Here is a 22,917-nt window from a genome sequence, read left to right on the forward strand (position 1 = left end):
CGGATCCCTCAACCCCGGGGTCGGGTCGGCGGCATCGGTCGAAGACTGAGATCAGCCCCGGAAATCACCGAGAAGAGGACACCATGGCACAGGTCATCGAAACCATCGACGTCAACGTTCCCGTCCGCGTCGCGTACAACCAGTGGACGCAGTTCGAGGAGTTCCCGCACTTCATGAGCTTCGTGGAGTCCATCACGCAGAAGAGCGACACCCTGACGCACTGGAAGGTGAAGATCGCCGGTGCCGAGCGCGAGTTCGACGCCGAGATCACCGAACAGCACCCCGACGAGCGCGTCGCGTGGAACAGCGTGGGCGGCGACGAGAACCACGCCGGAGTCGTGACCTTCCACCGTCTCTCGGACGATGAGACGCGCGTCACGGTCCAGATCGACTGGGCGCCCACCGGCGTCCTCGAGAAGCTCGGCGCGGCGTTCGGCGCGGACGACCACTCGGTCAAGAAGGACCTCGAAAACTTCAAGAAGTACATCGAGTCGCGCGGTGCCGAGTCCGGCGCCTGGCGCGGCGACGTCAGCTGACGTCGCGCGATGAGAGAAGCCGGGTCCGTCCGTGAGGGACGGGCCCGGCTTTCGTCATGTGCGGGTCACCACTGCGGGTGGATCTCCGCCCGGAGGCGACGGTCGTAGACCTCGCGCACCAGGGTGTCGAAGGCCCCGAGGTCGAAACCTCCGTCGAGCAGTTCCGCCGCCTGGGCGTTGGCCGCCGCCTGGTCGATCGAGCGCGCACCCGGGATCACCGAGGTGACGCCCTCGCGCGAGGCGATCCACGCGAGAGTCGCGGCCGGCAACGTCACGCCCTCGGGAAGCGCCGCCTTCAGCTCGTCGGCCGCGGCCACGCCCTCGTCGAAGGGCACACCCGAGAACGTCTCGCCCTTGTCGAAGGCCTCGCCGTTGCGGTTGTAGGTGCGGTGGTCGTTCGCGTCGAAGGTCGTCGAGCGCGTGTACTTCCCCGAGAGCAGACCGCTGGCGAGCGGCACCCGTGCGAACACCGCGACGTTCTTCTCGGCCGCGAGGGGCAGCACCTCGTCGAGCGGCTTGAGGCGGAACGGGTTGAAGATGATCTGCAGGTTGGTGAGGTTCGGCCGGGTCAGGGCCGACAGGGCCTGATCCATGGTCTCGACCGAGGCACCGTAGGCGGCGATCACGCCCTCCGACACGAGCTGGTCGAGAGCGTCCCACGTCGCGTCGTCGTCGATGACCGCCGACGGCGGGCAGTGCAGCTGCACCAGGTCGAGCGTCTCGGTGTCGAGCAGGCGCCGCGAACGGTCGAGCCAGCCGCGGAAGTTCTCGATGACGTAGTTCTCGGGAACCTGGTCTTCGCGGCGACCCATCTTGGTCGCCACGGTGATGTCGTCGGCACCCCGCTCCTTCAGGAACGACCCGACGATCTGCTCCGACCGACCGTCTCCGTAGACGTCGGCGGTGTCGAAGAGGGTGACGCCGGCGTCTGCCGAGGCCGCCAGGACGGCGCGCGCGTCGTCTTCGCTGACGTCGCCCCAGTCGGCGCCGAGCTGCCAGGTGCCGAGACCGACGGCCGAGACCCGACGGCCGGTTCGGGAGAGAGGGCGCTGCTGCATTGCGGTTTCCTTTCGAAGCGTGAGTCGAGCCTAACCAGACCGTCCGACATCGCGGGCCGCGTCAACCCCGTCCGATCGCGGGCGCGGCGCGCCTAGCGTGGCGGCACACCCACGGAAGGAACACCATGGACTCCCCCGCCGACCGGCTCCCCGGAGCCGACGAAGAGAACCTCGTCCCCGAATCCGACGGCCTCGCCGCCGACGTGCCCGCCGGCGGCGCCGGTGCGGACTCCGGTGCCGTGGGCACCGCCCGTATCGACCCCGACGACGAGGCACGCCTCCAGGGGATCTCGAGCCAGAACGACCTCGCCGGCGTCGGCACACGCGGCGCCGACGGCGCGGGCGAGCGCGGCACCGACGACGCTCGCGGGGAGGTCGGATCGACCTCGCGCCACGCCGAGGACACGAGCCGTCCCGACCACGAGCCCCGCGACGACGCACAGGACGAGGCGATCCGCACCCCCGCGTCGCCGTCGCGCTCCGATGACGGCGGCGAGCCGCACGTCGACGGCGACGACCCCATCGCGAAGTTCCAGCCGGGCGTCGGCCGCGACTCGGCCGCCTCGAGCAGGATCGCGCAGAGCCTGCCCGACCCCGACGACGCCTGACGCGCGTCGCGACGATCCGCGCATGCCCGGGGCTCTCGCCCGGGATGCGCGGATCGTCGTCTCAGTGGGCGAGGCGCAGGGCGTCCTGAGCCAGGTGGAAGAAGTCGCTCATCGCGCCGGTGACCGCCTGTGCGTCGTCGTCCGCCATGAGCCACACGACCGTCGCCTCGCTCGCGTCGTCGCGCGCGAACCAGCTGCCCGTCAGCACTCCCAGGCTCGACCCGCCCTTGAACGCGGCGTACGGCCACGTCCCCAGGTCGAGCCCCTGCCCGGGGTTCTCGCTCAGGATGCCGAGCACCTCGGCATCCTGCGTCTGCTGCAGCGCGCGGTGGACGGCGGCGATGTCGTTCGCACTGGCGAACCAGTCGAATCCGTCCTGCCACACGGGGGTCGCGACGTCGGCCACCTCGACGGCGAGGGGCGCCGCGTCGATCCGGTCGAGCAGTGCGCGCTTGCCCGCGTCGTCTGCGGACTTCCACTCGGCGCGCAGCGAGGCATCGCCCCACCCGAGGGTGAACAGCTCCTTGGTCGAGAAGAAGGGCGAGAGCACGGCCGGGTCGCTGTGACCCGACCGCTCCACCGCCGCCTCCACGCGCTCGCGCCCGAGCCTCGTGATCAGCAGGTCGGTCGCGGTGTTGTCGCTGATGCGGATCATCGCGGAGGCGGCGTCTCGCACCGAGACCTCGGTCCCGGTGGGCGCGGTCTGCAGCTCACCCGATGGCAGGCTCCGGTCGATGTCACGGAGGACGAGCTTCTCGTCCCACGACAGGTCGCCGGAGGCCACGGCATCCGCCACCGCCAGAAGCACGTACAGCTTGAAGGCCGAGGCGAGAGGGGCCAGCCGGTTCGCATCGACGGCGAGCGCCTCCTCGTCACCGCGGAGCACGAGGGCGCTGACCTCGCCCGGGAGGTCGGCGAGGCGCTGCTCGACCTCGCCGAGAGAGGCCGAGGGAGACCACGGTTCCGCCACGGGTCCGAACACCATCCCGGTGATGCGGCTCGCACCGTCGATCGTGAGAGAGAGGTCGAACGGGTCGCCCAGGGCTCCCGCCAGGGTCGCCACGGCCTGGGTCTCGGTGCCCTGGTACGCCGTGACCGTGAAGGGAGCGGCCGGACGCAGCTGGCGATTGACGAGCTCGGCGACCTGCTCCGCGGGCACCTGCGCGAGGAAGCTCTCGTGCAGGACGCGCGCCCACTCCCCCGGTGTGGTGTCGGCATCGGCCTCCAGCCGGTCGATGATCCACGACACGCGTTCCCCGACGGGGGTGTCCGGTATGTCGACGGATGCCGCCGCGCTCGCGGGCGTACCCGGCGCGGCGCTCGCGCAGGCGGTGAGCGCCGCGACGGCGACGAAGGAGAGGGCGGCGGCGAGGCGACGGGCGAGAGTCACGAGAATCCTTCCGGGGGGGGAGAGAGATTCCCACGCTACGCACGCCGCCTCGTCGTCACCTCCCTCTCGAGAGGGATCTCCGGGCGCGGCGAGCACGCCACCCGAGCACCACGTCGACCAGCACGAACACCGCGAGTGTGTACCCGACCAGCGGCAGCACCAGTCCGATCGCGACGGCCGCGACGAGTACCGCCCCGGTTCCCCACCACGGCGCGTGTCGCAGCACGCCGTGCGCGGGCGCCGCGGCGACTCTTCCGGCCGGTCGCCGCTTCCACCACATCGCATACCCCAGCACGACGAGGCCGGCGATGCCGATCGCGAGAGCGAACAGCACGAGCTGGTTCGCGAGGCCGAACATCGTGCCCATGTGCAGATCGACGCCCCAGCGCGAGAGCTTGGCCAGCAGCGGGTAGTCGGCGAAGTCGACCCGGTCGGTCACCCGCAGGGTGGATCCGTCGATGGCCACGGCATCCACCTCCGTCGGGAAACTCCGGTGGATCTCCTGCACGACCCAGGCCGTGCCCGCCGAGGCGGGAGGACGAATCTCGAGGTCGCCGGAGTTCACGTTCACGTCTCGGGCCACGGCCCACACCACGTCGAAGGTCGCCGGATCCGCGGACGGCGCACCCGACGAATGCGTGCCGCCGTGGTGCGCGTGCTCGCCTCCGGCCGCGGACGCCGCGTCGAGGGTGGTCGTGAGGGCGGGAGTCCCCTCGCCCACGAGGGTGCGAAGCTCGGCCACGTTCGCGCCCGCGAAGGTCGACCACGTGATGCCCGTGGCCGACAGGAACAGCGCCCCGGCCACGACCCAGATGCCCACGGCCGAATGCCAGCCCGACAGACGCCGGTAACCCGTGTGCCGCCGGTTGGGTCGCAGCAGATCGCGGCGACCCCGGCGGCTGCGCACGAACCGTCCGATCCAGAGTCCCAGTCCGGCCAGAGCCACGATCCCCAGCCACGACGCCGCGAGCTCGCTGTACCAGCGGCCGACGTCTCCGAGGTGCAGCGAGCGGTGCAGGTCGCTGATCCAGTGCCGCAACGGCAGCGCACCGCTCGTGCCGTAGGCCGGGAGGTCGCCGCGGATCTCGGTGGTGGCGGGATCGACGAAGATCGCCCTCGTCGTGCTCTCGGGCAAGGTTTCGTCGGCGAACATCACGCGCGTGGTCGCCCCGGCCTGAGGTGCTGGACGCACGGCGACGGGAGTCGCCCCGCCGCCGACGTACTGCTCCGCGGCCGATACCTGTTCGGCCAGCGGTACCGCCGGCGCCGTCGAAGACGCGGTGAGCTCGTGCGCGTACAGGGTGCTCTCGAGGGTCGGGGTGATCGCATACAGCGCGCCGCTCACCGCGGCGACGAGGATGAACGGCCCCACCAACAGCCCCGCGAAGAAGTGCAGGCGCCGTAGCAGCGCGGTGAACCACCCGCGAGAGGACGCCCTGTCCGCGGCAGCGGGAGCGGACGGGGTGGCCTTCGGGTCAGCGCCCACGGCGGTCATGCGCGGGCTCCGATCGACGGCGGGGCCGGAATCGGCGTGAGGGGAGCAGCAGGGAACATCGAGGTCTCTTTCCGAACGCAGGATGCGCTCGTGACAGGACGCCGCGCAGGGCGGACGCCGTCGCCCACGGCGGCCCCTCCTCAGGGGCGACGGCGTGGGCCGGAAGGGTGGGGACGCGCCCGAAGACACGTCGACGATCGCGCTGATCCGGCGAGGTGCACGGCACAGCGGTCGATCGCTCCGCCGCCGCGAGAGGCGGGCGGAGCGAGACTCAGGATGCCGCGAGAGGAGGCCCGCGCCGGTGCGCGGACGACACCATGAAGGCCGAGTGCGGACGCACCGCGACGACGACGACGGGCACGGTTCGCCGCACGGACGGCGCCGCGGGAAGGGTCAGCACGACGCGCACCCGCGCGCGGAGCCACACGACGCTGCGCTCCGCGAGGATCCGCAGGGCGGCGAGCGTCCGCTCGCCCCGGTGCAGGGCCAGGGTGGTGGCGACAGCGGCGACGGCGTGGCCGAGCCACATCGCGGCATGCGGGCTCACCGGCGCAAGCGCGGTGCCCGTGAGCACCGGGAGGGCGGAGCCGTGAACGTGCGCCGCGGCGGCCAGGTCGTAGCTGCCGAGCACGAACAGCGCGTGGAACAGCACTTGGCTCACCGCAACGGCCACCGCGAGGCGCCAGGTCGACAGGCGGCGCCCGGCCAACACCGTGCACACGACGAACGACAGAGCGAGCGGCACGGCGACACCGAACAGGCCGGGAACCTCTCCTCCCCCGCTGACGTGCGAGAGCAGAGCGACGAAGGTGGCGACGGATGCCGCGGCGGTACCGCGCGCTACGCGTGTCGCCCGAGCCTGTCGTCGCATGGGACTCATTGTGCCAGGCGACGACGCTCGGACCGGACGGGTGTCAGCGGCCGAGAAGTGGGCGTTCCGCGCGAGACGCGGACCTGATCCGGCTGGTCGACGAGAGCGTCGCGCGCCACCGCGGTCGGCAGCGGGATCCAGCGGGCGTCGGCGGTCACCATCTCGTCCTGCCGGTCGGACGGCGACGCCGCGGCGAAAGCCCGCCCCTAGGCTGAAACCCACCCAGGCCAGGAGGATGCCGTGACCCCACCCCGTGTCGTGATCGCCGGCGCGAGCGGCTTCATCGGCCGCGCGCTGACGGACGCCTTCCGTGCGGACGGTTACGAGGTGGCGACGGTCGGGCGCGCCGGGGACGCAGTGTGGACAGACCCTGGCGCAATCGCTCGGCTCGTCGACGGAGCCGACGTGCTCATCAATCTGGCGGGGAAGATCGTGTCGTGTCGGTACAACGATGCGCATCGCGACGAGATTCTGCGCTCGCGCGTCGCCACCACCCGGGCGCTACGCGAGGCCGTCGCGAACGCGGAGCGCCCTCCGCGCGTCTGGATGAACGCGTCGACCGCGACCATCTACCGGCACGAGACCGAGCACGGTAACGACGAGCGGGACGGCATCACGGGCGAAGGCTTTTCGGTCGACGTCGCGACCAACTGGGAACGCGCCCTGTTCGCCGGAGAGCTCCCCGCCACGCGCCGAGTGGCCCTGCGGATGGCGATCGTCTTCGGCGACGGACCGGCGACCCGCATCCTGCTCGCCCTCGCGCGACTCGGTCTCGGCGGACCCCAGATCGACAGCTGGTGGTTCCCGCACCGCCGGTACCGCGGGATCGGACCCCGTCCGACGGGTCCCGTGTGGTCGAGCTGGCGCCAGACATCGGGAAGGCAGCGCTTCAGCTGGATCCACATCGACGATGTCGTGGCATCCGTCCGCTTCGTCCGCGATCACGACGAGATCGCCGGACCGGTCAACCTCTCGGCTCCCGGCGTCACCGATAACCGCACGCTCATGCGCGAACTGCGCCGCGTTGCGCGCGCCCCCTTCGGCCTGCCCGCCTACCGGTGGATGCTCGACCCGGCCATGGCGGTGCTGCGCAACGAGCCCGAACTCGTGCTGAAGAGCCGGTGGGCCGTTCCGCGCGTGCTGACGGAGGCGGGATTCTCGTTCCGCTATCCCGAGATCGGCCCAGCCCTCGACGCCGTCGTCGCGGTGCGTCCCGCTCGCGCGCGCGACCTCATCTCGCGCTGAGTGTCGGAACGCACGCCGCCCCGCACCGTCGCAAGCGTCGGGCGGGGGCGGCATGGAACGATCCCGCACGGCGGGATCGGGGGTCAGACCTGACGGCGGATGAATCGCAGGAGCGCGGCGATGATCCCGATGATGAGGATGATCACGCCGATCCACAGCAGGAACTTCACGGCCTCGACGAAGATGCCGAGGAACAGGAGCACGAGGCCCACGATGACGAGGATGATGGCGAGAGCGGGCATCCCTCCACTGAGCGCCTGCACCGCCGCTCGGCGCTCGGCCTTGACACCGCGAGCGGCCCGCGGCAGTGCGCGTGTCAAGACCGCCGCGGGCTCGGCATCCGGGGTCTAACGTCGGTGACACCATCGAACTCAGGAGGCGCACATGGCCGAGCGCGACGTCAACGGACATGACTCAGGACACGGCACCGGACCAGGTGAAGGCGAGTACACCGACGTGCAGCTGCCGGACGGTACCGCCGACCGCGGGAGCTCCGACCTTCCCGGCGAATACGTCGACACCGAGCACGCCGACGGCAGCGAATCGCGCCCCCGCGCCGATGAGGCGGGCGCCTACACCGACGTGGAGCAGCCCGGCGGACACGAGTCGCGCGAGAACCTCGACGACCCCGGCGAGTACACCGACCGCGATCGCTGAGCCGTCAGCGTTCGAGCGTGCGACGGGGATCCACGCGATAGGCCGCGCGGTAGGCCTCGACGAAAGCCGCGGTGTCGGTGAACCCCCACCGAGCCGCGACGTCGCGGAGGGTGACGGAGGTGGGGTCGGCGCCGACGAGGTCGGCATGGGCGGCGCTCACCCGCGCCGTCGACAGATACTCCTCGGGCGTCGCGCTGAGCTGACCGTTCGCGGCGAACGACCGGCGGAGGCCGGCGACAGAGCTGCCGACGGCGCGCGCGACGTCGTCGACGGTGACCGGCAGCGAGGCGTGGTCGTCCATCCACGACGTCGCCGAGGTGTAGATCGACGCCTGCTCGATGGCCGAGGCTCGACGCTCGCGCGGGTCTCCCGCGAGAGGGAAGGCTTCGAGCGTGGCGATCGCGAGGGTGCGACGCACGTGGGCGCGCACGAGGGGCTCGGTCATCAGGGGCGCCTGCGTGAGCGACCAGCGCACCGTCGCGAGCCAATAGTCGCGAAGCCGACGCGAGACGGGGCCCGTTCCAGCGAAGCGCACGGAGAGGTCGTCGTCGCCGTAGATCGCTCGCGCCGTCTCGATCAACCAGTCGGTGTCGAAAGCGATCAGGTGCAGGTCGGTGTCGTCCGGACGGCCGATCAGCTCGTGCCCCGGCTGCACGAGACCCGGCTCGACGCTGTACTCCCCGGTCTCGGACCCGATGGTCCACGCGTATCCCGGTGTCGAGGTGGCGAAAAAGAACCGATCCGCCTCATAGATCACCTCGGCCCGGCATCGCCAGGTCAGCCGCCGCATCGAGAAGGAGGCGTCGCCGACGGCGTGCTCCGCGAAGGTGCCTCGATCCGCTTGCACCACGACGTGCCCATACTGCGCTTGCAGCCAGGCCTGCGTCTCGGCGGCGTCGCTCGTGCGCACGCTGGTGTCGAAGAAATCGTTCATAGAGAGGGGGGTCGACCGCCGGAAAGGCGGGACGCCTCCGCCCATGATAGGTAACCGAACGCTTCATCAGCCCCCGAGAGGATCCCGATGACCGACTCGCCCACCATCCGCCCCATCGACACCGACGACGCGGGCGAAGTGCTCACGATCCAACGCGCCGCGTTCGCGAGCGAAGCGCTCATCTACGGAGACCCCGATATGCCCCCGCTCACGCAGACCCTCGAGGAGCTGCGCGCGGAGCTCGTCGAGAACCTGGGCTGCGTCGCCGTCGCAGGGCACCGCCTGGTCGGCGCGGTGCGCGCCCGCCTCGACGGCGAACTCCTGCTCATCGGTCGTCTCGCCATCGCGCCCGACCAGCAGGGCGAAGGCCTGGGCACACTGCTGCTGGCCGCGGTCGAAGAGCGTGGCCGAGAAGCCGGAGCCACCGAGGCGGAACTGTTCACCGGCGCCCTGAGCGAAGCCAACCAACGCCTGTACGAGCGCGAGGGCTACCACCGTTCCGAAGAGACCGAAGACGGCGAGATCTTCTACCGCAAGCCGCTCATCTGATCCCTGGCCCGCGGCACGAGAACGGGGGATGCGCCCGGAACAGGCCGGCTCACGGGAAACCGCGCTGTTCTCGTGTTCCTTCCCGTCCTCATGACGATGAACCACGAGGGGCCGCCGTCCGAATCCGGACGACGGCCCCTCTGCGGCGCGCGCTTACGGCGTCGGCATCCCGCCGTTGACGTTGAGCGTCTCGCCGATGACGTAGCTCGACTCCGCCGACGCGAGATAGACGTACGCCGGTGCGAGTTCGGCGGGCTGACCCATGCGTCCCAGCGGGGTCTCCTCCCCGAACTCGTCGACCTTCTCGTTCGGCTGTCCGTCGGTGACCTGCAGGGGCGTCCAGATCGGGCCCGGGGCGACCGCGTTCACGCGGATACCCTTCGGCGCGAGCTGCTGGCCGAGCGCCTTGGTGAAGGTGTTGATCGTCGACTTCGTCGAGGCGTAGTCGACGAGGATGGGAGCCGGCGAGTACGCCTGGATCGACGTGGTGTTGATGATCGTCGACCCGGGCTGAAGGTGCGGCACGGCCTCTTTGCAGATCCAGAACATCGCGTAGACGTTGGTCTTGAAGGTGTCGTCGAACTGCTCGTCCGACAGCGTGGTGATGTCTTCGTTGAAGATCTGCTTGCCGCCGTTGTTGACGACGATGTCGAGCCCGCCGAGCCCCTCGACCGCCTCCTTGACGAGGGTCGTGGCGTACTCGCGCTCGCGCAGGTCGCCCGGGATCTGCACGACGGTCGCGCCCGCCTCGCGGAGGATCCCGGCGATGCGGTCGGCATCCACCTTCTCCTCGGGGAGGTACGACATGGCGACCGAGGCACCCTCACGGGCGAAGGCGATCGCGGTGGCCGCCCCGATACCCGAGTCGGCGCCGGTGATGAGCGCCCTGCGTCCCTTCAACCGGTCGCTGCCGACGTAGGTGTCCTCGCCGAGGGCGGCCTTCGGGGTCATCTTGGCGTCGAGGCCGGGTTCGGGCTGATCCTGCGCCTGCGGTTCGATGTCGGCGTAGAGCGTGGTCGGGTCGGTGAACGTGTACTGCGTGCTCATGGCGCGTCCTTTCAGGAGGGATGGATGCCGAGGCGGGGTGCCCCGACGGGGTTCAGCGGTCGCCGAGCTCGGCGTCGTCGACGAGTTCGCGGATGACGAGGGCAGCGTTGATGAGGGCGAGGTGGCTCAGCGCCTGCGGCAGGTTGCCCCAGAACGCCCCGTCGGCCTCGGCGATCATCTCGGAGTAGATGCCCACGTCGTTGCCTTGGGCGACGAGCGCGTCCATCGCTTCGACGGCCTCGCCATGGCGGCCGACGCAGGCCAGAGCGGTGGCCCGCCAGAAAGCGCAGGCGACGAAAGTCTGCTCCTCCTGGTCCATACCGGTGTAGCGGTACACCAGGTGATTCTCGGTCGTGAGTCGTTCGGTGATGGCATCCAGGGTCTTCGACATGCGCTCTCCGCGGTCGAAGCCGGTGGGGGCGTGCAAGAGGACGGACGCGTCGAGGTCATCGCTGCCCGGGGCGATCGTGTACGCCTGAAGCTTCTCCGACCAGCAGCGCTCGTCGACCCACGCGTGGATGCGGTCGCGCTCGGCCCGCCAGCGGTCGCTGTTGTCGGGGATGTGCCCGCCGCCGGCCAACCACTGCGCGTCGTCGAGGGCTTTCCAGCACCCCATCTTCGAGGAGGTGTAATGGCGCAATTCGGGCAGTTCCCACATCCCCGAGTCCTCGCGGCGCCAGAGATCGCAGGTGCGATCGGCGACGTCTGCGAGCAGGCGCCCGGTCTGGATGTCGAGGCGGTTCCCCGCCTCGACATACGTGCGGCACAGGGCGATGAGATCGCCGTACACGCCGAGCTGCAGCTGCCCCTGCGCGGGGTTGCCCGTGACGACCGGTCGGTTGCCGTTCCAGCCCGGCACCTCGTGCTTCTCGAGTCCGATCTCGGCGTCGCCGTCGAGCGTGTACATCACCTGCACCTCGGGCCCGTTCTTGCGGATCGTGCGCAAGAGCCATGAGATCGCCGCGTGCGTCTCTTCGCGAAGGCCGAAGCCGACCCACGCGTGGGCGGTGTAGGCGAGGTCGCGCACCCAGGCGAAGCGGTAGTCCCAGTTCTTTCCGCCCCGCGGGTTCTCGGGCAGCGACGTCGTCGCCGCGGCCGCGATCGCCCCGGTGGGGCTGAACAGCAGGAGTTTGAGGGCCAGGGCGCTGCGCTGGACGTCGTCGGCCCACGGGCCGTCGTACGAGAATTCGTCCGACCACATCTGCCAGCCGCCGATGGTGCGGTCGATGCCGCGATCGACGTTCAGGGCGTCGGGGATGCGCAGCGGTTCCCCCTCGGTCGCGGCGATCACGAGCAGGTGCCGCGACCCCTTGGTGGCGGTGAACCGTCCGTCGATGCTCTCGTTCCCGGCATCCGGATCGCCGTGCAGTCCGTGCTCGTGGCCCGTGACGGCGAGCGAGACGTGGCCGATGCGCATGATCGAGAAGCCGTCGATGCGCTCGGTCCAGGGGGCCGCCGAGCGCAGCATCGTGCCGGGCTGCACGCACCAGGCGAACTCGACCTCTCCCTTCACCCCATCCACGCGGCGAGCGAGCTCCGCCCACGGCAGGCGTCCGGCGATACCGGTCACCATGGCATCCGTCATCGTGGCGACACCCGTCTTCGTGGTGAAGGTCGTCTCGAGCACATTGGTGCGCGGGATGTAGCGTCGCGTCACTTCGTACTCGCCCACCGGTGCCAGCTCGATGCATCCACCGGCGGTCTCGTCGACGAGTCGCGCGAAGACGGGACGCGAGTGGATGTTCGGCAGCGGCAACCAGTCGACCGAGCCGTCGAGACCGATGAGGGCGACGGTGCGCCCGTCTCCGATCGCAGCGTAATCGCGCAGCGGACGAGACGGGGCGGGAGGCGTGGGCACTCCCTCACGCTAGAAACGAGGCCCTCCGCTCAGACCGGGGTTGTCGGATCGAGCGGGAACGGCTACGGACGGGGTCTGATTACCCCTCCTCCGCCGCAGTCGCAACCCCCGTCGAGCGCTCGAGCGTCCCGCCTAACGTCGCTATCGACCGTGAGTGAAAGGAACGCGCATGTCCACCACCACCAAGGACGCCCCCACCAAGAACCGTCGTCGCCCGGCCCGCGGCGGCAGCGGTCCCGAGACCACCGACGAGCAGAACGCCGAGAGGGGCTTCCAGGCCTCGGAGAAGCTGACCGACAGCCTGCAGGCCGTCCTCGTCGACCTGATCGAGCTGTCGATCCAGGGCAAGCAGGCCCACTGGAACGTCGTGGGCAAGAACTTCCGCGACACGCACCTGCAGCTCGACGAGATCATCGACGCCGCCCGTGAGTTCAGCGACGAGATCGCCGAGCGTATGCGTGCCCTGCACGCGCTGCCCGACGGACGCAGCGACACGATCGCCGAGACCACGACCCTGCCGGAGTTCCCCCAGGGCGAGGTCGACACGGCCGAGGTCATCGACCTGATCACCGAGCGCCTCGACGCGACGGTCGGCACCGTCCGCGACGTGCACGACGACGTCGACGACGAAGACCCGACCAGCGCCGATATCCTGCACGGCGTGCTCGAGCGCCTCGAGCAGCTGTCGTGGATGGTCAGCGCCGAGAACCGCGTCGCCCGTAAGTCGTAATCACCGCAGAACACACCGGATGCCGGGGCCTCAGGGCCTCGGCATCCGTCGTTCGTGCGGTGGTTCCGTCCGCGCCACGGCTCAGGTCCGCGCGACGGCTCAGCCGCGGGCGATGAGGAACGGCGGGTGCGGGCCTTCGAGGCGGGCGAGACCGAGCTTGACCTCCATGAGAGACGCTCCGAGCTCCGCGAAGCGCTCATCGGTGCGGGTTTCCATCCGGTCGAACCGCGCGTCCATCCGCTCGAAGCGCGCGTCCATTTCCGCGAAGCGGGCATCGGTCCGGTGCTCGACACGGCCGAGCATCCACTTCATCCCGCTCAGGATGGTGACGGAGAGCGTCACGACCAGACCGACCGCCGTCGAGAGCAGAGGAAGAGTCTCCATCGGGCAATCCTTTCGGGGTGGGATGCAATGACTGTAGAGCACCGTGCTCCCGCCCCGCGGGGATGATGTCGGACAGTGGAGAACTTCACCCGGGCCGCCCCCGGGAGGAGCGATCAGAGCCGCAGCACCTCGGTCACGCGCACGATCGCGGTGCCCTCCTCCTCGGAGGCGGCGAGGTCGACCTCCGCGCGGATTCGCCAGTCGTGGTCGCCGGCGGGGTCGTCGAGGATCTGCTCGACCCGCCAGACGCCCTCGGCGGCCGAGGACTCGTCGATGACGACGAGGGAAGACGAACGCGCCGCGCCGCCGGTGCCGATCGTGTCGTGCTCCTCGAAGTAGTCGTCGAGCACCCCCGGCCAGTCGACGTCGGGGTCGAGCTCGACCAGCTCGTCGTCGCGCTGCAGCGCCGCCAGCTGCACACGCCGGAACATCTCATTGCGCACGAGCACGACGAAGGCACGAGGATTGGTGAGGATCGACGGCGGCGCGGGCGGCACCACCGGGGCGTCCGGGTCGTCTGCGGGATTGATGAGCTGCTCCCACTCGTCGACCAGGCTCGAGTCGACTTGACGCACCACCTCGCCGAGCCAGGCGATGAGGTCGAGCAGATCGGGTGTCTGCGCATCGACCGGCACCGTCTGGCGGATCGCGCGATACGCGTCGCTGAGGTAGCGCAGCACCAGACCTTCGCTGCGGGCGAGCTGGTACAGCGACACATACTCGCCGAACGAGCACGCCCGCTCGAACATGTCGCGCACGACGGACTTGGGCGACAGCTCGAAGTCGCGGATCCACGGCTGGCTGGAGGCGAACACTTCGTAGGCCTGCGCGAGCAGCTCGTCCAGCGGCTTGGGCCAGGTGATCTGCTCGAGCAGCTCCATGCGCTCGTCGTACTCGATGCCCTCGCGCTTCATCGCCGCGACCGCTTCGCCGCGAGCGCGGAACTGCTGCTGCGACAGGATCGGGCGCGGGTCGTCGAGCGTCGCCTCGATGACGCTGACGACGTCGAGCGCGTAATGGCCCGTGCCGACCGATGACGCCGGGGGCGCGGCATCCGGGCCCCTTCCGAGTTCGACCTCGGGGTCGAGCATCTCGATCGCGGCGAGCGCGAACGGAGACAGCGGCTGGTTGAGGGCGAAGTTCGGCTGCAGATCGACCGTGAGACGGATGCCGTCGGCTCCGGCCTCGACGACCCCCGCCTGAACGAGGGTGCGGAAGATCGCGATGGCCCGGCGGGCGAGCTCGTACTGGCGGGAGCGAGGCTCGTGGTTGTCGAAGACGAGGGAGCGGACGTTCGAGAAGACGTCTCCGCCGCGCGCGATGACGTTGATGAGCATGGCGGCCGAGAGCTTCATCTGCGGGACGAGCGGCTCGGGTTCGGCCGCGACCAGGCGGTCGTAGCTCTGCTCGGTCCAGTTGACGAAGCCCTGCGGCGCCTTCTTGCGCACGATCTTCTTCTGCTTCTTGAGGTCGTCGCCGGCCTTGAGGATCTGAGCGGCGTTCTCGATCTCGTGGTCGGGGGCCATGACGACGACCGTTCCCGCGGTGTCATAGCCTGCGCGGCCGGCGCGACCGGCGATCTGGTGGAACTCGCGCGCCGAGAGCTGGCGCATGCGCGTGCCGTCGTACTTCGTCAGCGCCGTCATCAGCACGGTGCGAATCGGTACGTTGATGCCGACGCCGAGGGTGTCGGTGCCGCAGATCACCCGCAGCAGCCCGCGCTGCGCGAGAGTCTCGACGAGCCGCCGGTACCGCGGCAGCATGCCGGCGTGGTGCACGCCGATCCCCGCGCGCACGTAGCGCGAGAGGGTCTTGCCGAAGCCGGTCGTGAAGCGGAAGCCGCCGATCGCCTCGGCGATCTCGTCGCGCTGCTCGCGCCCGATGATGCGGATCGACGACAGCGCCTGCGCCCGTTCCATCGCGGCGGCCTGAGAGAAGTGCACGACGTAGATCGGCGCTTGCCGGGTGTCGAGCAGTTCCTGCACCGTCTCGTGCACGGGCGTCCGGGCGTACTCGAAGTGAAGGGGTACCGGTCGTTCGACGCCCGTCACCCGTGCGGTGTTGCGGCCGGTGCGGCGCGTCAGGTCGTCGGCGATGTTCTCGACGTCGCCGAGAGTGGCCGACATGAGGATGAACTGCGCGCGCGTGAGCAACAGCAGTGGCACCTGCCATGCCCAGCCGCGGTCGGCCTCGCCGTAGTAGTGGAACTCGTCCATCACGACCTGGTCGACGTCGGCGTCGGCACCCTGGCGGAGGGCCAGGTTCGCCAGGATCTCGGCGGTACAGCAGATGATCGGGGCATCGGAATTCACCGAGGAGTCCCCCGTGACCATGCCGACGTTCTCGGCGCCGAAGATGTCGACCAGGGCGAAGAACTTCTCGCTCACCAGGGCCTTGATCGGCGCCGTGTAATAGGTGCGGCCGCCCCGGGCGAGGGATGCCGCATGCGCGGCCACCGCGACGAGCGACTTGCCCGTGCCGGTCGGGGTGGACAGGATCACGTTCGCGCCCGACACGATCTCGATCACTGCTTCGTCTTGCGCGGGGTACAGCGTGAGCCCTCGCGAGGCCGCCCACTCGACGAAGCCCAGGTACACGGCATCCGGATCGGCGCCGACGGGGACGTTCTCGAGAAGGGGGGTCACTCCCCCACCCTCTCATTCACCGGGCGGGCTCAGCCCCTGTCGCTGAAGACGCCCACGTTCTCGCCGTCGAAGACGAACTGCACGCTCGTGCCGACCGGGAAGCGCTGGACGAAGGCGGCGGGCATGCCGTCGGCGACGACGAACTGCACGGTGGCGGGGAACACCCCGGCTCCGCAGCCGCCGTAGACGAAGTTGCCGCGGAAGCCGCGCGTGTCGTCGGCGTCCACCTCGTCGGCGTCGAGCAGGTAGAGACAGGGGTTGCGGTTGTCGGTCGCGTCGGTGGCAGCCCGCCCCGTGAACGCCGCAACCCCGTAGTAGTTCTCGTAGCCGCGTTCCGCGCCCGTGCGCTCACCGAACACGGCGGGAGCCGAGGAGTCCGGGTCGGGCACGAGTGTGTCGACCTGGGGTGCTCCCGCCGTCGCGGTCACGGGCACGAACGACACGCTCATCGCGGTTGCCGCGCTGGCGAGGGCGGCGACCACGGCCAGCGAGACCGCCCATGCCCAGAGGCGGCGCTTCGAGTGCACGAGGGGAGGGCGCTCGCGGCGGATCTCCTCCTCGTCCTCCTCGTCCTCCTCGTCGTGCTGCGCGGACGCGACCGCGGCGCTCGAACCCGCCGGCGGGGCGGGCGGCGTTCGCGGAGCCGTGGGGAGCCGGTCCTCGCGCTCGAGCTCTTCGAGGTCTCGAAGACGCGAGACGGCGACCGGGTCGTCGGCGATGTCGGCCTCGGGGCCGTAGGCCCGCGCCCGCAACAGACGCAACTCCTCACGCACATCGTCGTCCATATCCAGAATGGTTCCACACCTCCCGGGGGCCGGGGCCGACTCCCGGTATATGCGTGGGAATAGATCACCGACCGCGGCGTTACACACGTCATGCGCTCCTTCGGCACACTCTCCTTCGGCCATTACGGCCCCCTCGGCGGCGGTCGCCAGCTCAGCGCCGGCGACTCGATGCTCCAGGCGATCGACCTCGCCCAGGGCATGGACGACCTCGGGGTCAACGGCGTCTCGTTCCGCGTGCACCACTTCGCACGCCAGCAGGCGGCCCCCATGCCCCTGCTCGCCGCCATCGCCGCGCGCACCTCGCGCATCGAGGTCGGCACCGGCGTCATCGACATGCGATACGAGAACCCCCTCATGCTCGCCGAGGAGGCGGCATCCGTCGACCTCATCAGCGCCAACCGCCTCGCCCTGGGCGTGAGCCGCGGGTCACCCGAGACGGTCGTCCGCGGCTACGAGGCCTTCGGCTACACCGGGTCCGAGGATCCGCGCGGCGGCGACATCGCCCGCGAGCACTTCGACCTGTTCCTCCGCGCGATCGACGGCGAGGGTCTCGCCGAGCGCGATCCGATGAGCCCCTTCGGCGGCGGCACCGGCCTGCAGCGCATCGAGCCGCACTCCCCGGGGCTTCGCAAGCGCATCTGGTGGGGCGCCGGCACCACGGCCACCGCGGAGTGGGCCGGGCGGATCGGCGTTAACCTCATGTCGTCGACGCTGCTCACCGAGGCCGACGGCACGCCCTTCGACCTCCTGCAGGCGCAGCAGCTCGATGCGTTCCGCGCCGCGTGGCGCGAGGCCGGCCACGAGGGCGAACCGCGCACCTCGGTCAGCCGCAGCATCTTCCCCATCGTCACCGCGGAAGACGAGATGTACTTCGGCGGCTCGGCCGGCAGCGACCAGATCGGCGTGATCGACGGCATGCGCTCGACCTTCGGCAAGACGTACGCGGCCACCCCCGACAAGCTCGTCGAGCAGCTGCAGAACGACGCCGCCGTGATGAGCGCCGACACGCTCATGCTCACGATCCCGTCTCAGATGGGGGTGGAGTTCAACCTCCGCCTGGTCGAGAACTTCGCGAAGCACGTCGCACCCGCCCTTGGATGGCAGTCGACCCTCGCGACGGTCTGAGCAACTCCCCGAACGGATCCGGATGCCGATCGACTCGGCATTCGGATCCGTTCGGCGTTTCGCGGAGAGTCGTACGGTGAGAGGGTGAGCGTCACCGTCCGCGAAGCCGTCTTCCCGCGAGACGCCGCGGCCGTCAGCGCCCTCGTCGGGGCGTACCTGCGACAGACGGAGGCGGAGAAGGGCGAGCGCGGGCTCGCCGCCGACACGTTTCCCGAGCGGTACGCGCGGGAGATCGACGACCCGGCGGCGGCATTCACGGGCCGGCACGCCCTCTTCGCCACCGTCGACGGCGCAGATGTCGGTCTCGTCGTCTCATCGACCGTGCCCGAAGGCACAGAACTCTCGCGTGTGTGGACCGATCCGCGCGCCCGGGGGCGAGGCGTCGGAACCGCGTTGCTCACGGCTGCGCTCAACGGAGCCGTGCGACCGGTGCGTCTGTCGGTCTGGGAATGGCGTGAGCCCGCGGTGCGGATGTACCGCGCCGCGGGTTTCGAGGTCGTCCCGTCGTGGGACGACCGGCCGGGACTCGTCTGCCTCGAGCTGCGGTGACCCAAGCCGCGCTGCTCAGCGCGCGGGCGGGACCCGCATCGTGCCGTCGAGCGTCCACCCGTTCTGATCGACGGCGCCCGTGGCATCCGCCCGCTTCGCTCCGGGATCGGCGTACCAGAGGCAGACGAGACCCCGCTCGCGCCACAGGGCTTGACGGCTCATCGAGTCCTCGGCCATCCAGAACGCTCCGCCTGCGGTTCGACGGCGCAGCTCGGCGAGCCAGGTCGCGTACCCCGGATCCGGTTCGGATGCCGCGGCGTGGGGCCGTGCGAGCTCGATGAAGCGGCCGGCCAGGGTCTCGGTCGTCCAGTCGGTGCGCCCGTCCTGAAAGACGTCCTCTCCGCCCGCGCTGGAGTACCTCAGCACCACGTTGCTCTCACGCTCGAGAGGACTGTCGTGCGTCTCGCCCGGTTCGGGAACGAACACGCGACACCGCCAGTGCCCCGTCGCGTAGAGGTTCGCGTTGATGCGGATGCCCTGCCAGCCGCGCTCGTGGGCATTTGCCACGGCCGCGACGAGACGGAACGCGACGGGAATCACCGGTACTCCGTCAGTCCCCGCGAGCGGGCGATGGTCTGCGACACGAGGTACTCGCCCCACGCCACCGCGTAGGCGCCGAGAGCGGCCCACACCCACGCGGAGGGCAGGATGCCGATGACCCCGAGCAACGCCGCGATCGTCAGCACGACGACGACAGCAAGCACCGGCACGATCGCCCGCGCGCCGATGGCACCCGCGCTGGTGCGCCAGATGACCAGCAGCGCTCCCGCCGTCGCGACGAGGAGGATGACGGGGGTGAACCATGGCCCCAGGGCACCCATGGTGATCGCGGCACCGATACCGGCGGTGGCGAGGGACGCGGTGCGGAGGGCGCGGATCCGTGTCGGAGAGGGCGAGACGGCGATGGGATGCTCCTGGGAGGGGGGCTGAACGCGGGGAACCGGACCCGCCCATGACGACGGGCAGGGACGGCTTTCCAGGGTACCCGCGCCTCGATCCGCCGCCGCGGGGCGTTCGTGTCTACGGTGGACACGTGGGCATCTCTCTGACGCGTGTCGATCTCTCGGGTGCAGACGATCGCGCCGCGCTGACGGCGTTCCTCACCTCGAACACCTTCCCGTTCCACGTGCGCGTGCGTCCGACGGTCGCGCAGGTCGAGAACGACATCCGCGCGGGCTCCTGGGACGGCGACGACGTCGAGACCTTCTGGATCGACGACGAGAGGGACGGCCGCGTCGGTGTGATCCGGCTGGAGGACCTGCAAGACGCCACCGTGACGGTCGATCTGCGCCTCGCCGACGGCGCCCGCGGTCGAGGCTTCGGCTCGGCGGCGTTGTCGGCCGCGACCCACCTCGTCTTCTCGCACCACCGCGGCGTCATCCGATTCGAGGGGCAGACCCGCGACGACAACGTCGCCATGCGGCGTGTTTTCGAACGATGCGGCTGGGTGCTCGAGGCGCACTACCGCGACGGCTGGCCCGTCGAGGGCGGCGACCCCCTGGCATCCGTCGCCTACAGCGTTCTGCGCCGCGACTGGGCGAGTGGCTCCACGACGCCCGTGCCGCGTGGACCCGAGGTGACGCTCCGCGGCGAGTTGCGCTGCGCCGACGCCGCCGAGGCGCAGCGCGTGCGCGCCCATCTCGCCGAGCACATCGCTCTGACACGTGCGGAACCGGGATGCCTCTCTTTCGACGTCGACCCCACCGACACCGACGGCGTCTGGAGCGTGTCGGAGCGCTTCGTCGATGAAGCGGCTTTCGACGCGCACCAGCGCCGCGTCGCCGCGAGCACGTGGGGACGCGAGACCGCCGGGATCCAGCGCTTCTACGTCATCCACGGAAGGGCCTTGGATGCCGACGCCCTCATCGCCACGGCCTGGGCGGCCGAAGAGACGCTTCTGCATCCGGCGGTGCGCTCGAACCCTCGCGAGCTGAACCGGTTGCTCGACCCCGAGTTCGTCGAGGTCGGCCAGTCCGGCCGTCGGTGGACGCGAGACGGGATCGTCGCCGCCCTGGGGGATGAACCGGGAACCGACTCCTCGCCCCTCGTCGAAGAACGAGAGAGTCGGCTCGTCGGACCTGACACGGTCCTCTTGACCTATCTGCTGCGCTTCGAGAACCGCGTCAGCCGCCGGTCGTCCCTCTGGCGATGCGACCCCACGCCGCGGTGCCTGTTCCACCAGGGGACGCCGGTCGACTAAGGCGTCACCCGTTCGCCGGGAAGGCGGTGTACTCCGCCGGCGCACCGTCGGGGTGGAGGTTCCGGAACGCCGCGAGGTCACGCACGTTCTTCTGCACCGCGACAACGGCGAAGAGGCTCATCGCGAAGCCGATGCCGTAGAAGCCCTTCTCGGACAGCAGCAGCTCGGCGTTCCAGAGGCCGACCGCCATGAGGGCGAGCGCGACGAGAAGCATGCCCCAGGCGACGCCGAGGTAGGCGCCGGTCACGGGGATGTCTTCCGCACGGTCGCGGACGGCCTTCTGCACCGAGATGGCGGCGAAGAGACCGAGCAGAAAGACCGCGAGGTAGAACCCCTTCTCGGCGAGCGTCATCTGTGCGTTGTACAGGCCGATGAAGTACACCGAGGCCCCCAGCCCGAGCGCCACCCACGAGGCCCCCACGAACGCTCCGGTCGGGCGACCGAGCATCTGCTGAGCGTGTCCATCCGTCATCTTTCCCACCCCTTCGTCGGGTCCCCTGGCGGGGACGTATGCCGTGGCGGAGAAGCTAGCGGAAAGTTCATGCCGAAAATGCCATGATCCCTTCACCTGTGGACAACGACGAGGAGCGACCACGGGTCCTCGTCCGCCGTCCGCGAACCCCGTCGACCTGGCGCCGCCGAAGATGGTTTGCTGGCCCGCATGCGACAGCTCCTCATCCTCGGTGGAACCGGATGGCTCGGACGCGCCGTCGCGGCGCAGGCCCTCGCGCAGGGGGCCGAGGTCACCTGCCTCGCCCGCGGCGAATCCGGCGAGACGGCACCGGGCGCACGACTGATCCGCGCCGACCGCAACGCCCCCGACTCCTACGCGCGCGTGCAGCGCGACTGGGACGAGGTGGTCGAGCTCTCGTGGGACGCGGGGTTCGTGGCATCCGCCCTCGACGCCCTCGCCGACCGCGCAGCGCACTGGAGCCTGATCTCGAGCGTCTCGGTGTATGCCCGCTCGGACATCCCCTTCGCCGACGAGTCGGCGGAGCTCGTCGAGCCGAGCGACCTCGAGCAGTACGCGGATGCCAAGGTGCACGCCGAACGGCTCACCTCGGCGCGGCTGGGCGACCGGGCACTCCTCGCCCGGGCGGGGCTGATCGTGGGGCCGGGCGACCCCAGCGACCGCTTCGGCTACTGGCCGGCGCGCTTCGCCCGCGGCGGTCGCGTGCTCGCGCCGGAGACCAGCGGTCGCCACGCCCAGGCGATCGACGTGGACGATCTCGCCGCGTGGATCGCGCACGCCGGACGCACGGGTGTCACGGGCCCGATCAACGCGGTCGGCGAAGAACTGCCGCTCGCCGCGGTGCTGGCGGCAGCGCGCGACGCGGCGGCCGTTCCGAGCGAGACGGTCGCCATCGACGACGAGACCCTGACCGCGCGGGGCGTCGCGTACTGGGCGGGGCCCCGGTCGCTGCCCCTGTGGCTGCCGGAGAGCGCCGGCGGCTTCGCCCGCCGGAGCGACGCCGCGTTCGTGGCATCCGGGGGTCGGCGACGCCCCCTCGCCCAGACCATGCACCGCGCCCTCGACGATGAGCGCCGACGCGGGCTCGACCGCCCCCGGCGCGCGGGTCTCACCCTCGACGAGGAGGCGGAGGTGCTGGCCGTTTAGCGCCCGTTGCGGTCAGCCGCAGAACGCGGAGGCGCCGACGACACCTCGAGCGTGTCGAGACCGCGAAGCGAGGTCCAGATGAGCTCCTCGCCCTTCGCGGCGTGCTGCGACGCGCGCACGGCGCGCTCGTCGGCCCACGAGTTGAGCACGTGCCCGGAGTGCCCGCGCACGTGCTCGAGTTCGACGTCGGGCAGGCCCGCCGCCCGCCGCGCGTCGCGCGCGGCGATGAGGGCTTCGAGGATGCCCTGGTTGGCGACCGGCTTCTTCGCGCTCGTGACCCAGCCGCGGCGGCGATGGCCGTCCATCCACTTCGAGTAGGTGTCGATGGCGTACTTCGAATCGGCCTGCACCACGAGCTCGCGCACGTCGGCATGGTCGGTGATGGCGTGCAGGAGCCCGAGCAGCTCGCCGATGTTGTTCGTGCCCTCGGGGATCGATCCGGCCGCCCAGTGTCCGTCTTCGCCGACCCAGGCCCACCCGGCAGGCCCGGGGTTGCCCTTGCAGGCGCCGTCGGTGGCGACGACGTAGCGATCAGCGGGCGACGGGGAATCGGTACTGCTCATCCCTCTAGTCTCCCCCGGGGCGCCGCGGACGAACGACGACGCCCCCGCCGCCGGCCCGATGACCGGCGGT

26 protein-coding genes are annotated in these 22,917 nt (G+C 70.4%); 10 read left to right on the forward strand and 16 right to left on the reverse strand.

What is annotated here, in order from left to right:
- The first annotated feature begins 83 nt into the window (after positions 1-83).
- Complete coding sequence (locus MTE01_RS06010; protein ID WP_116239174.1) at positions 84-536, forward strand: SRPBCC family protein; 453 nt, start codon at positions 84-86, stop codon at positions 534-536.
- Positions 537-601: 65 nt separating this feature from the next.
- On the opposite strand, the gene MTE01_RS06015 is transcribed toward MTE01_RS06010, so the two are convergent.
- A complete protein-coding gene (locus MTE01_RS06015; RefSeq protein WP_141376255.1) occupies positions 602-1,594 on the reverse strand; it encodes an aldo/keto reductase in 993 nt (330 codons plus the stop codon).
- Positions 1,595-1,719: 125 nt separating this feature from the next.
- On the opposite strand from MTE01_RS06015, the gene MTE01_RS06020 reads away from it, so the two are divergent.
- Positions 1,720-2,202, forward strand: coding sequence for a hypothetical protein (locus MTE01_RS06020; RefSeq protein WP_141376257.1), 483 nt, complete (start codon positions 1,720-1,722; stop codon positions 2,200-2,202).
- A 61-nt stretch (positions 2,203-2,263) separates the two neighbouring features.
- On the opposite strand, the gene MTE01_RS06025 is transcribed toward MTE01_RS06020, so the two are convergent.
- From MTE01_RS06025 to MTE01_RS16985, 4 genes are all read right to left on the reverse strand, one after another.
- Positions 2,264-3,592: a Cpe/LpqF family protein gene (locus tag MTE01_RS06025; protein WP_141376259.1), complete on the reverse strand. Its 1,329-nt coding sequence runs from the start codon at positions 3,590-3,592 to the stop codon at positions 2,264-2,266.
- A 55-nt stretch (positions 3,593-3,647) separates the two neighbouring features.
- On the reverse strand, positions 3,648-5,087 hold the full coding sequence (locus MTE01_RS06030; RefSeq protein ID WP_141376261.1) for a PepSY-associated TM helix domain-containing protein: 1,440 nt from the start codon (positions 5,085-5,087) through the stop codon (positions 3,648-3,650).
- A 271-nt stretch (positions 5,088-5,358) separates the two neighbouring features.
- Positions 5,359-5,958, reverse strand: coding sequence for a hypothetical protein (locus tag MTE01_RS06035; protein WP_103206032.1), 600 nt, complete (start codon positions 5,956-5,958; stop codon positions 5,359-5,361).
- A 5-nt stretch (positions 5,959-5,963) separates the two neighbouring features.
- A complete protein-coding gene (locus tag MTE01_RS16985; protein ID WP_170210624.1) occupies positions 5,964-6,116 on the reverse strand; it encodes a hypothetical protein in 153 nt (50 codons plus the stop codon).
- Between the two features lie 82 nt (positions 6,117-6,198).
- Between MTE01_RS16985 and MTE01_RS06040 the strand changes: the two genes are divergently transcribed.
- Positions 6,199-7,203, forward strand: a complete 1,005-nt coding sequence (locus MTE01_RS06040; RefSeq protein ID WP_103206031.1) for an epimerase — start codon at positions 6,199-6,201, stop codon at positions 7,201-7,203.
- 83 nt (positions 7,204-7,286) lie between these two features.
- Here the strand turns inward: MTE01_RS06040 and MTE01_RS06045 are convergent, their stop codons facing one another.
- Positions 7,287-7,523, reverse strand: coding sequence for a hypothetical protein (locus MTE01_RS06045; RefSeq protein WP_141376263.1), 237 nt, complete (start codon positions 7,521-7,523; stop codon positions 7,287-7,289).
- Between the two features lie 64 nt (positions 7,524-7,587).
- Between MTE01_RS06045 and MTE01_RS06050 the strand changes: the two genes are divergently transcribed.
- Positions 7,588-7,860 (forward strand): hypothetical protein, encoded by a 273-nt coding sequence (locus tag MTE01_RS06050; protein WP_103206030.1) that lies wholly within the window; start codon positions 7,588-7,590, stop codon positions 7,858-7,860.
- Positions 7,861-7,864: 4 nt separating this feature from the next.
- Here the strand turns inward: MTE01_RS06050 and MTE01_RS06055 are convergent, their stop codons facing one another.
- The gene (locus MTE01_RS06055; RefSeq protein ID WP_170210625.1) at positions 7,865-8,794 is read right to left on the reverse strand and encodes a helix-turn-helix transcriptional regulator; all 930 of its coding nucleotides are present in this window, start codon (positions 8,792-8,794) and stop codon (positions 7,865-7,867) included.
- Positions 8,795-8,881: 87 nt separating this feature from the next.
- Here MTE01_RS06055 and MTE01_RS06060 point away from each other — a divergent pair, with 87 nt between their 5' ends.
- Positions 8,882-9,343, forward strand: coding sequence for a GNAT family N-acetyltransferase (locus MTE01_RS06060; protein WP_103206028.1), 462 nt, complete (start codon positions 8,882-8,884; stop codon positions 9,341-9,343).
- 153 nt (positions 9,344-9,496) lie between these two features.
- Here the strand turns inward: MTE01_RS06060 and MTE01_RS06065 are convergent, their stop codons facing one another.
- Together MTE01_RS06065 and MTE01_RS06070 are read right to left on the reverse strand one after the other, a co-directional pair.
- The gene (locus MTE01_RS06065) at positions 9,497-10,390 is read right to left on the reverse strand and encodes an SDR family oxidoreductase (protein WP_103206027.1); all 894 of its coding nucleotides are present in this window, start codon (positions 10,388-10,390) and stop codon (positions 9,497-9,499) included.
- 52 nt (positions 10,391-10,442) lie between these two features.
- Positions 10,443-12,248: a glycoside hydrolase family 15 protein gene (locus tag MTE01_RS06070; protein ID WP_141376265.1), complete on the reverse strand. Its 1,806-nt coding sequence runs from the start codon at positions 12,246-12,248 to the stop codon at positions 10,443-10,445.
- Between the two features lie 169 nt (positions 12,249-12,417).
- Here MTE01_RS06070 and MTE01_RS06075 point away from each other — a divergent pair, with 169 nt between their 5' ends.
- Positions 12,418-12,978: a Dps family protein gene (locus MTE01_RS06075; RefSeq protein ID WP_141376267.1), complete on the forward strand. Its 561-nt coding sequence runs from the start codon at positions 12,418-12,420 to the stop codon at positions 12,976-12,978.
- A 99-nt stretch (positions 12,979-13,077) separates the two neighbouring features.
- Here the strand turns inward: MTE01_RS06075 and MTE01_RS06080 are convergent, their stop codons facing one another.
- The 3 genes from MTE01_RS06080 to MTE01_RS06090 all read right to left on the reverse strand — a co-directional run bounded on the left by MTE01_RS06080 (position 13,078) and on the right by MTE01_RS06090 (position 16,792).
- Complete coding sequence (locus MTE01_RS06080; RefSeq protein WP_103206024.1) at positions 13,078-13,362, reverse strand: hypothetical protein; 285 nt, start codon at positions 13,360-13,362, stop codon at positions 13,078-13,080.
- A gap of 113 nt (positions 13,363-13,475) precedes the next feature.
- Positions 13,476-16,007, reverse strand: a complete 2,532-nt coding sequence (locus MTE01_RS06085; protein ID WP_141376269.1) for a DEAD/DEAH box helicase — start codon at positions 16,005-16,007, stop codon at positions 13,476-13,478.
- Between the two features lie 29 nt (positions 16,008-16,036).
- Entirely contained in the window at positions 16,037-16,792 is a 756-nt protein-coding gene (locus MTE01_RS06090; protein WP_141376271.1) for a hypothetical protein, read from the reverse strand.
- Positions 16,793-16,882: 90 nt separating this feature from the next.
- Between MTE01_RS06090 and MTE01_RS06095 the strand changes: the two genes are divergently transcribed.
- The gene (locus MTE01_RS06095) at positions 16,883-17,917 is read left to right on the forward strand and encodes an LLM class flavin-dependent oxidoreductase (RefSeq protein ID WP_116239186.1); all 1,035 of its coding nucleotides are present in this window, start codon (positions 16,883-16,885) and stop codon (positions 17,915-17,917) included.
- A gap of 84 nt (positions 17,918-18,001) precedes the next feature.
- Positions 18,002-18,466 carry a GNAT family N-acetyltransferase gene (locus tag MTE01_RS06100; RefSeq protein WP_141376273.1) on the forward strand — a complete coding sequence of 155 codons (465 nt, stop codon included), beginning with the start codon at positions 18,002-18,004 and terminating at the stop codon, positions 18,464-18,466.
- A 15-nt stretch (positions 18,467-18,481) separates the two neighbouring features.
- Here MTE01_RS06100 and MTE01_RS06105 read toward each other — a convergent pair whose 3' ends face one another.
- Both MTE01_RS06105 and MTE01_RS06110 read right to left on the reverse strand, forming a co-directional pair.
- Entirely contained in the window at positions 18,482-19,006 is a 525-nt protein-coding gene (locus MTE01_RS06105) for a hypothetical protein (protein ID WP_141376275.1), read from the reverse strand.
- On the reverse strand, positions 19,003-19,287 hold the full coding sequence (locus MTE01_RS06110) for a hypothetical protein (RefSeq protein ID WP_103206019.1): 285 nt from the start codon (positions 19,285-19,287) through the stop codon (positions 19,003-19,005). Before MTE01_RS06110 ends, MTE01_RS06105 begins: the two co-directional genes overlap by 4 nt.
- 212 nt (positions 19,288-19,499) lie before the next feature.
- Between MTE01_RS06110 and MTE01_RS17455 the strand changes: the two genes are divergently transcribed.
- On the forward strand, positions 19,500-20,666 hold the full coding sequence (locus tag MTE01_RS17455) for a GNAT family N-acetyltransferase (protein ID WP_218026326.1): 1,167 nt from the start codon (positions 19,500-19,502) through the stop codon (positions 20,664-20,666).
- A 4-nt stretch (positions 20,667-20,670) separates the two neighbouring features.
- Here the strand turns inward: MTE01_RS17455 and yiaA are convergent, their stop codons facing one another.
- Positions 20,671-21,138 (reverse strand): inner membrane protein YiaA, encoded by a 468-nt coding sequence (gene yiaA / locus MTE01_RS06125; protein ID WP_141376277.1) that lies wholly within the window; start codon positions 21,136-21,138, stop codon positions 20,671-20,673.
- A 189-nt stretch (positions 21,139-21,327) separates the two neighbouring features.
- Between yiaA and MTE01_RS06130 the strand changes: the two genes are divergently transcribed.
- The gene (locus tag MTE01_RS06130; RefSeq protein WP_141376279.1) at positions 21,328-22,284 is read left to right on the forward strand and encodes an NAD-dependent epimerase/dehydratase family protein; all 957 of its coding nucleotides are present in this window, start codon (positions 21,328-21,330) and stop codon (positions 22,282-22,284) included.
- Here MTE01_RS06130 and MTE01_RS06135 read toward each other — a convergent pair.
- Positions 22,281-22,847 carry a ribonuclease H family protein gene (locus tag MTE01_RS06135; protein ID WP_103206016.1) on the reverse strand — a complete coding sequence of 189 codons (567 nt, stop codon included), beginning with the start codon at positions 22,845-22,847 and terminating at the stop codon, positions 22,281-22,283. The two genes, MTE01_RS06130 and MTE01_RS06135, sit on opposite strands and share 4 nt — an antisense overlap.
- Positions 22,848-22,917 lie beyond the last annotated feature (70 nt).

This window comes from Microbacterium testaceum (assembly GCF_006539145.1).
In the GTDB taxonomy this organism is placed as follows: Bacteria; Actinomycetota; Actinomycetes; order Actinomycetales; family Microbacteriaceae; genus Microbacterium; species Microbacterium testaceum.

Excerpts from the sequence above, each read along its gene's own strand:
- MTE01_RS06130 (WP_141376279.1), top strand. The coding sequence starts at position 21,328 with ATGCGACAGCTCCTCATCCTCGGTGGAACCGGATGGCTCGGACGCGCC.
- MTE01_RS06095 (WP_116239186.1), top strand. The coding sequence starts at position 16,883 with ATGCGCTCCTTCGGCACACTCTCCTTCGGCCATTACGGCCCCCTCGGC.
- MTE01_RS06135 (WP_103206016.1), bottom strand. The coding sequence starts at position 22,847 with ATGAGCAGTACCGATTCCCCGTCGCCCGCTGATCGCTACGTCGTCGCC.
- MTE01_RS06080 (WP_103206024.1), bottom strand. The coding sequence starts at position 13,362 with ATGGAGACTCTTCCTCTGCTCTCGACGGCGGTCGGTCTGGTCGTGACG.
- MTE01_RS06030 (WP_141376261.1), bottom strand. The coding sequence starts at position 5,087 with ATGACCGCCGTGGGCGCTGACCCGAAGGCCACCCCGTCCGCTCCCGCT.
- yiaA (WP_141376277.1), bottom strand. The coding sequence starts at position 21,138 with ATGACGGATGGACACGCTCAGCAGATGCTCGGTCGCCCGACCGGAGCG.
- MTE01_RS06035 (WP_103206032.1), bottom strand. The coding sequence starts at position 5,958 with ATGCGACGACAGGCTCGGGCGACACGCGTAGCGCGCGGTACCGCCGCG.
- MTE01_RS06090 (WP_141376271.1), bottom strand. The coding sequence starts at position 16,792 with ATGGACGACGATGTGCGTGAGGAGTTGCGTCTGTTGCGGGCGCGGGCC.
- MTE01_RS06050 (WP_103206030.1), top strand. The coding sequence starts at position 7,588 with ATGGCCGAGCGCGACGTCAACGGACATGACTCAGGACACGGCACCGGA.
- MTE01_RS06055 (WP_170210625.1), bottom strand. The coding sequence starts at position 8,794 with ATGAACGATTTCTTCGACACCAGCGTGCGCACGAGCGACGCCGCCGAG.
- MTE01_RS06110 (WP_103206019.1), bottom strand. The coding sequence starts at position 19,287 with ATGGGTGCCCTGGGGCCATGGTTCACCCCCGTCATCCTCCTCGTCGCG.
- MTE01_RS06010 (WP_116239174.1), top strand. The coding sequence starts at position 84 with ATGGCACAGGTCATCGAAACCATCGACGTCAACGTTCCCGTCCGCGTC.
- MTE01_RS06020 (WP_141376257.1), top strand. The coding sequence starts at position 1,720 with ATGGACTCCCCCGCCGACCGGCTCCCCGGAGCCGACGAAGAGAACCTC.
- MTE01_RS06075 (WP_141376267.1), top strand. The coding sequence starts at position 12,418 with ATGTCCACCACCACCAAGGACGCCCCCACCAAGAACCGTCGTCGCCCG.
- MTE01_RS06015 (WP_141376255.1), bottom strand. The coding sequence starts at position 1,594 with ATGCAGCAGCGCCCTCTCTCCCGAACCGGCCGTCGGGTCTCGGCCGTC.
- MTE01_RS06060 (WP_103206028.1), top strand. The coding sequence starts at position 8,882 with ATGACCGACTCGCCCACCATCCGCCCCATCGACACCGACGACGCGGGC.
- MTE01_RS06065 (WP_103206027.1), bottom strand. The coding sequence starts at position 10,390 with ATGAGCACGCAGTACACGTTCACCGACCCGACCACGCTCTACGCCGAC.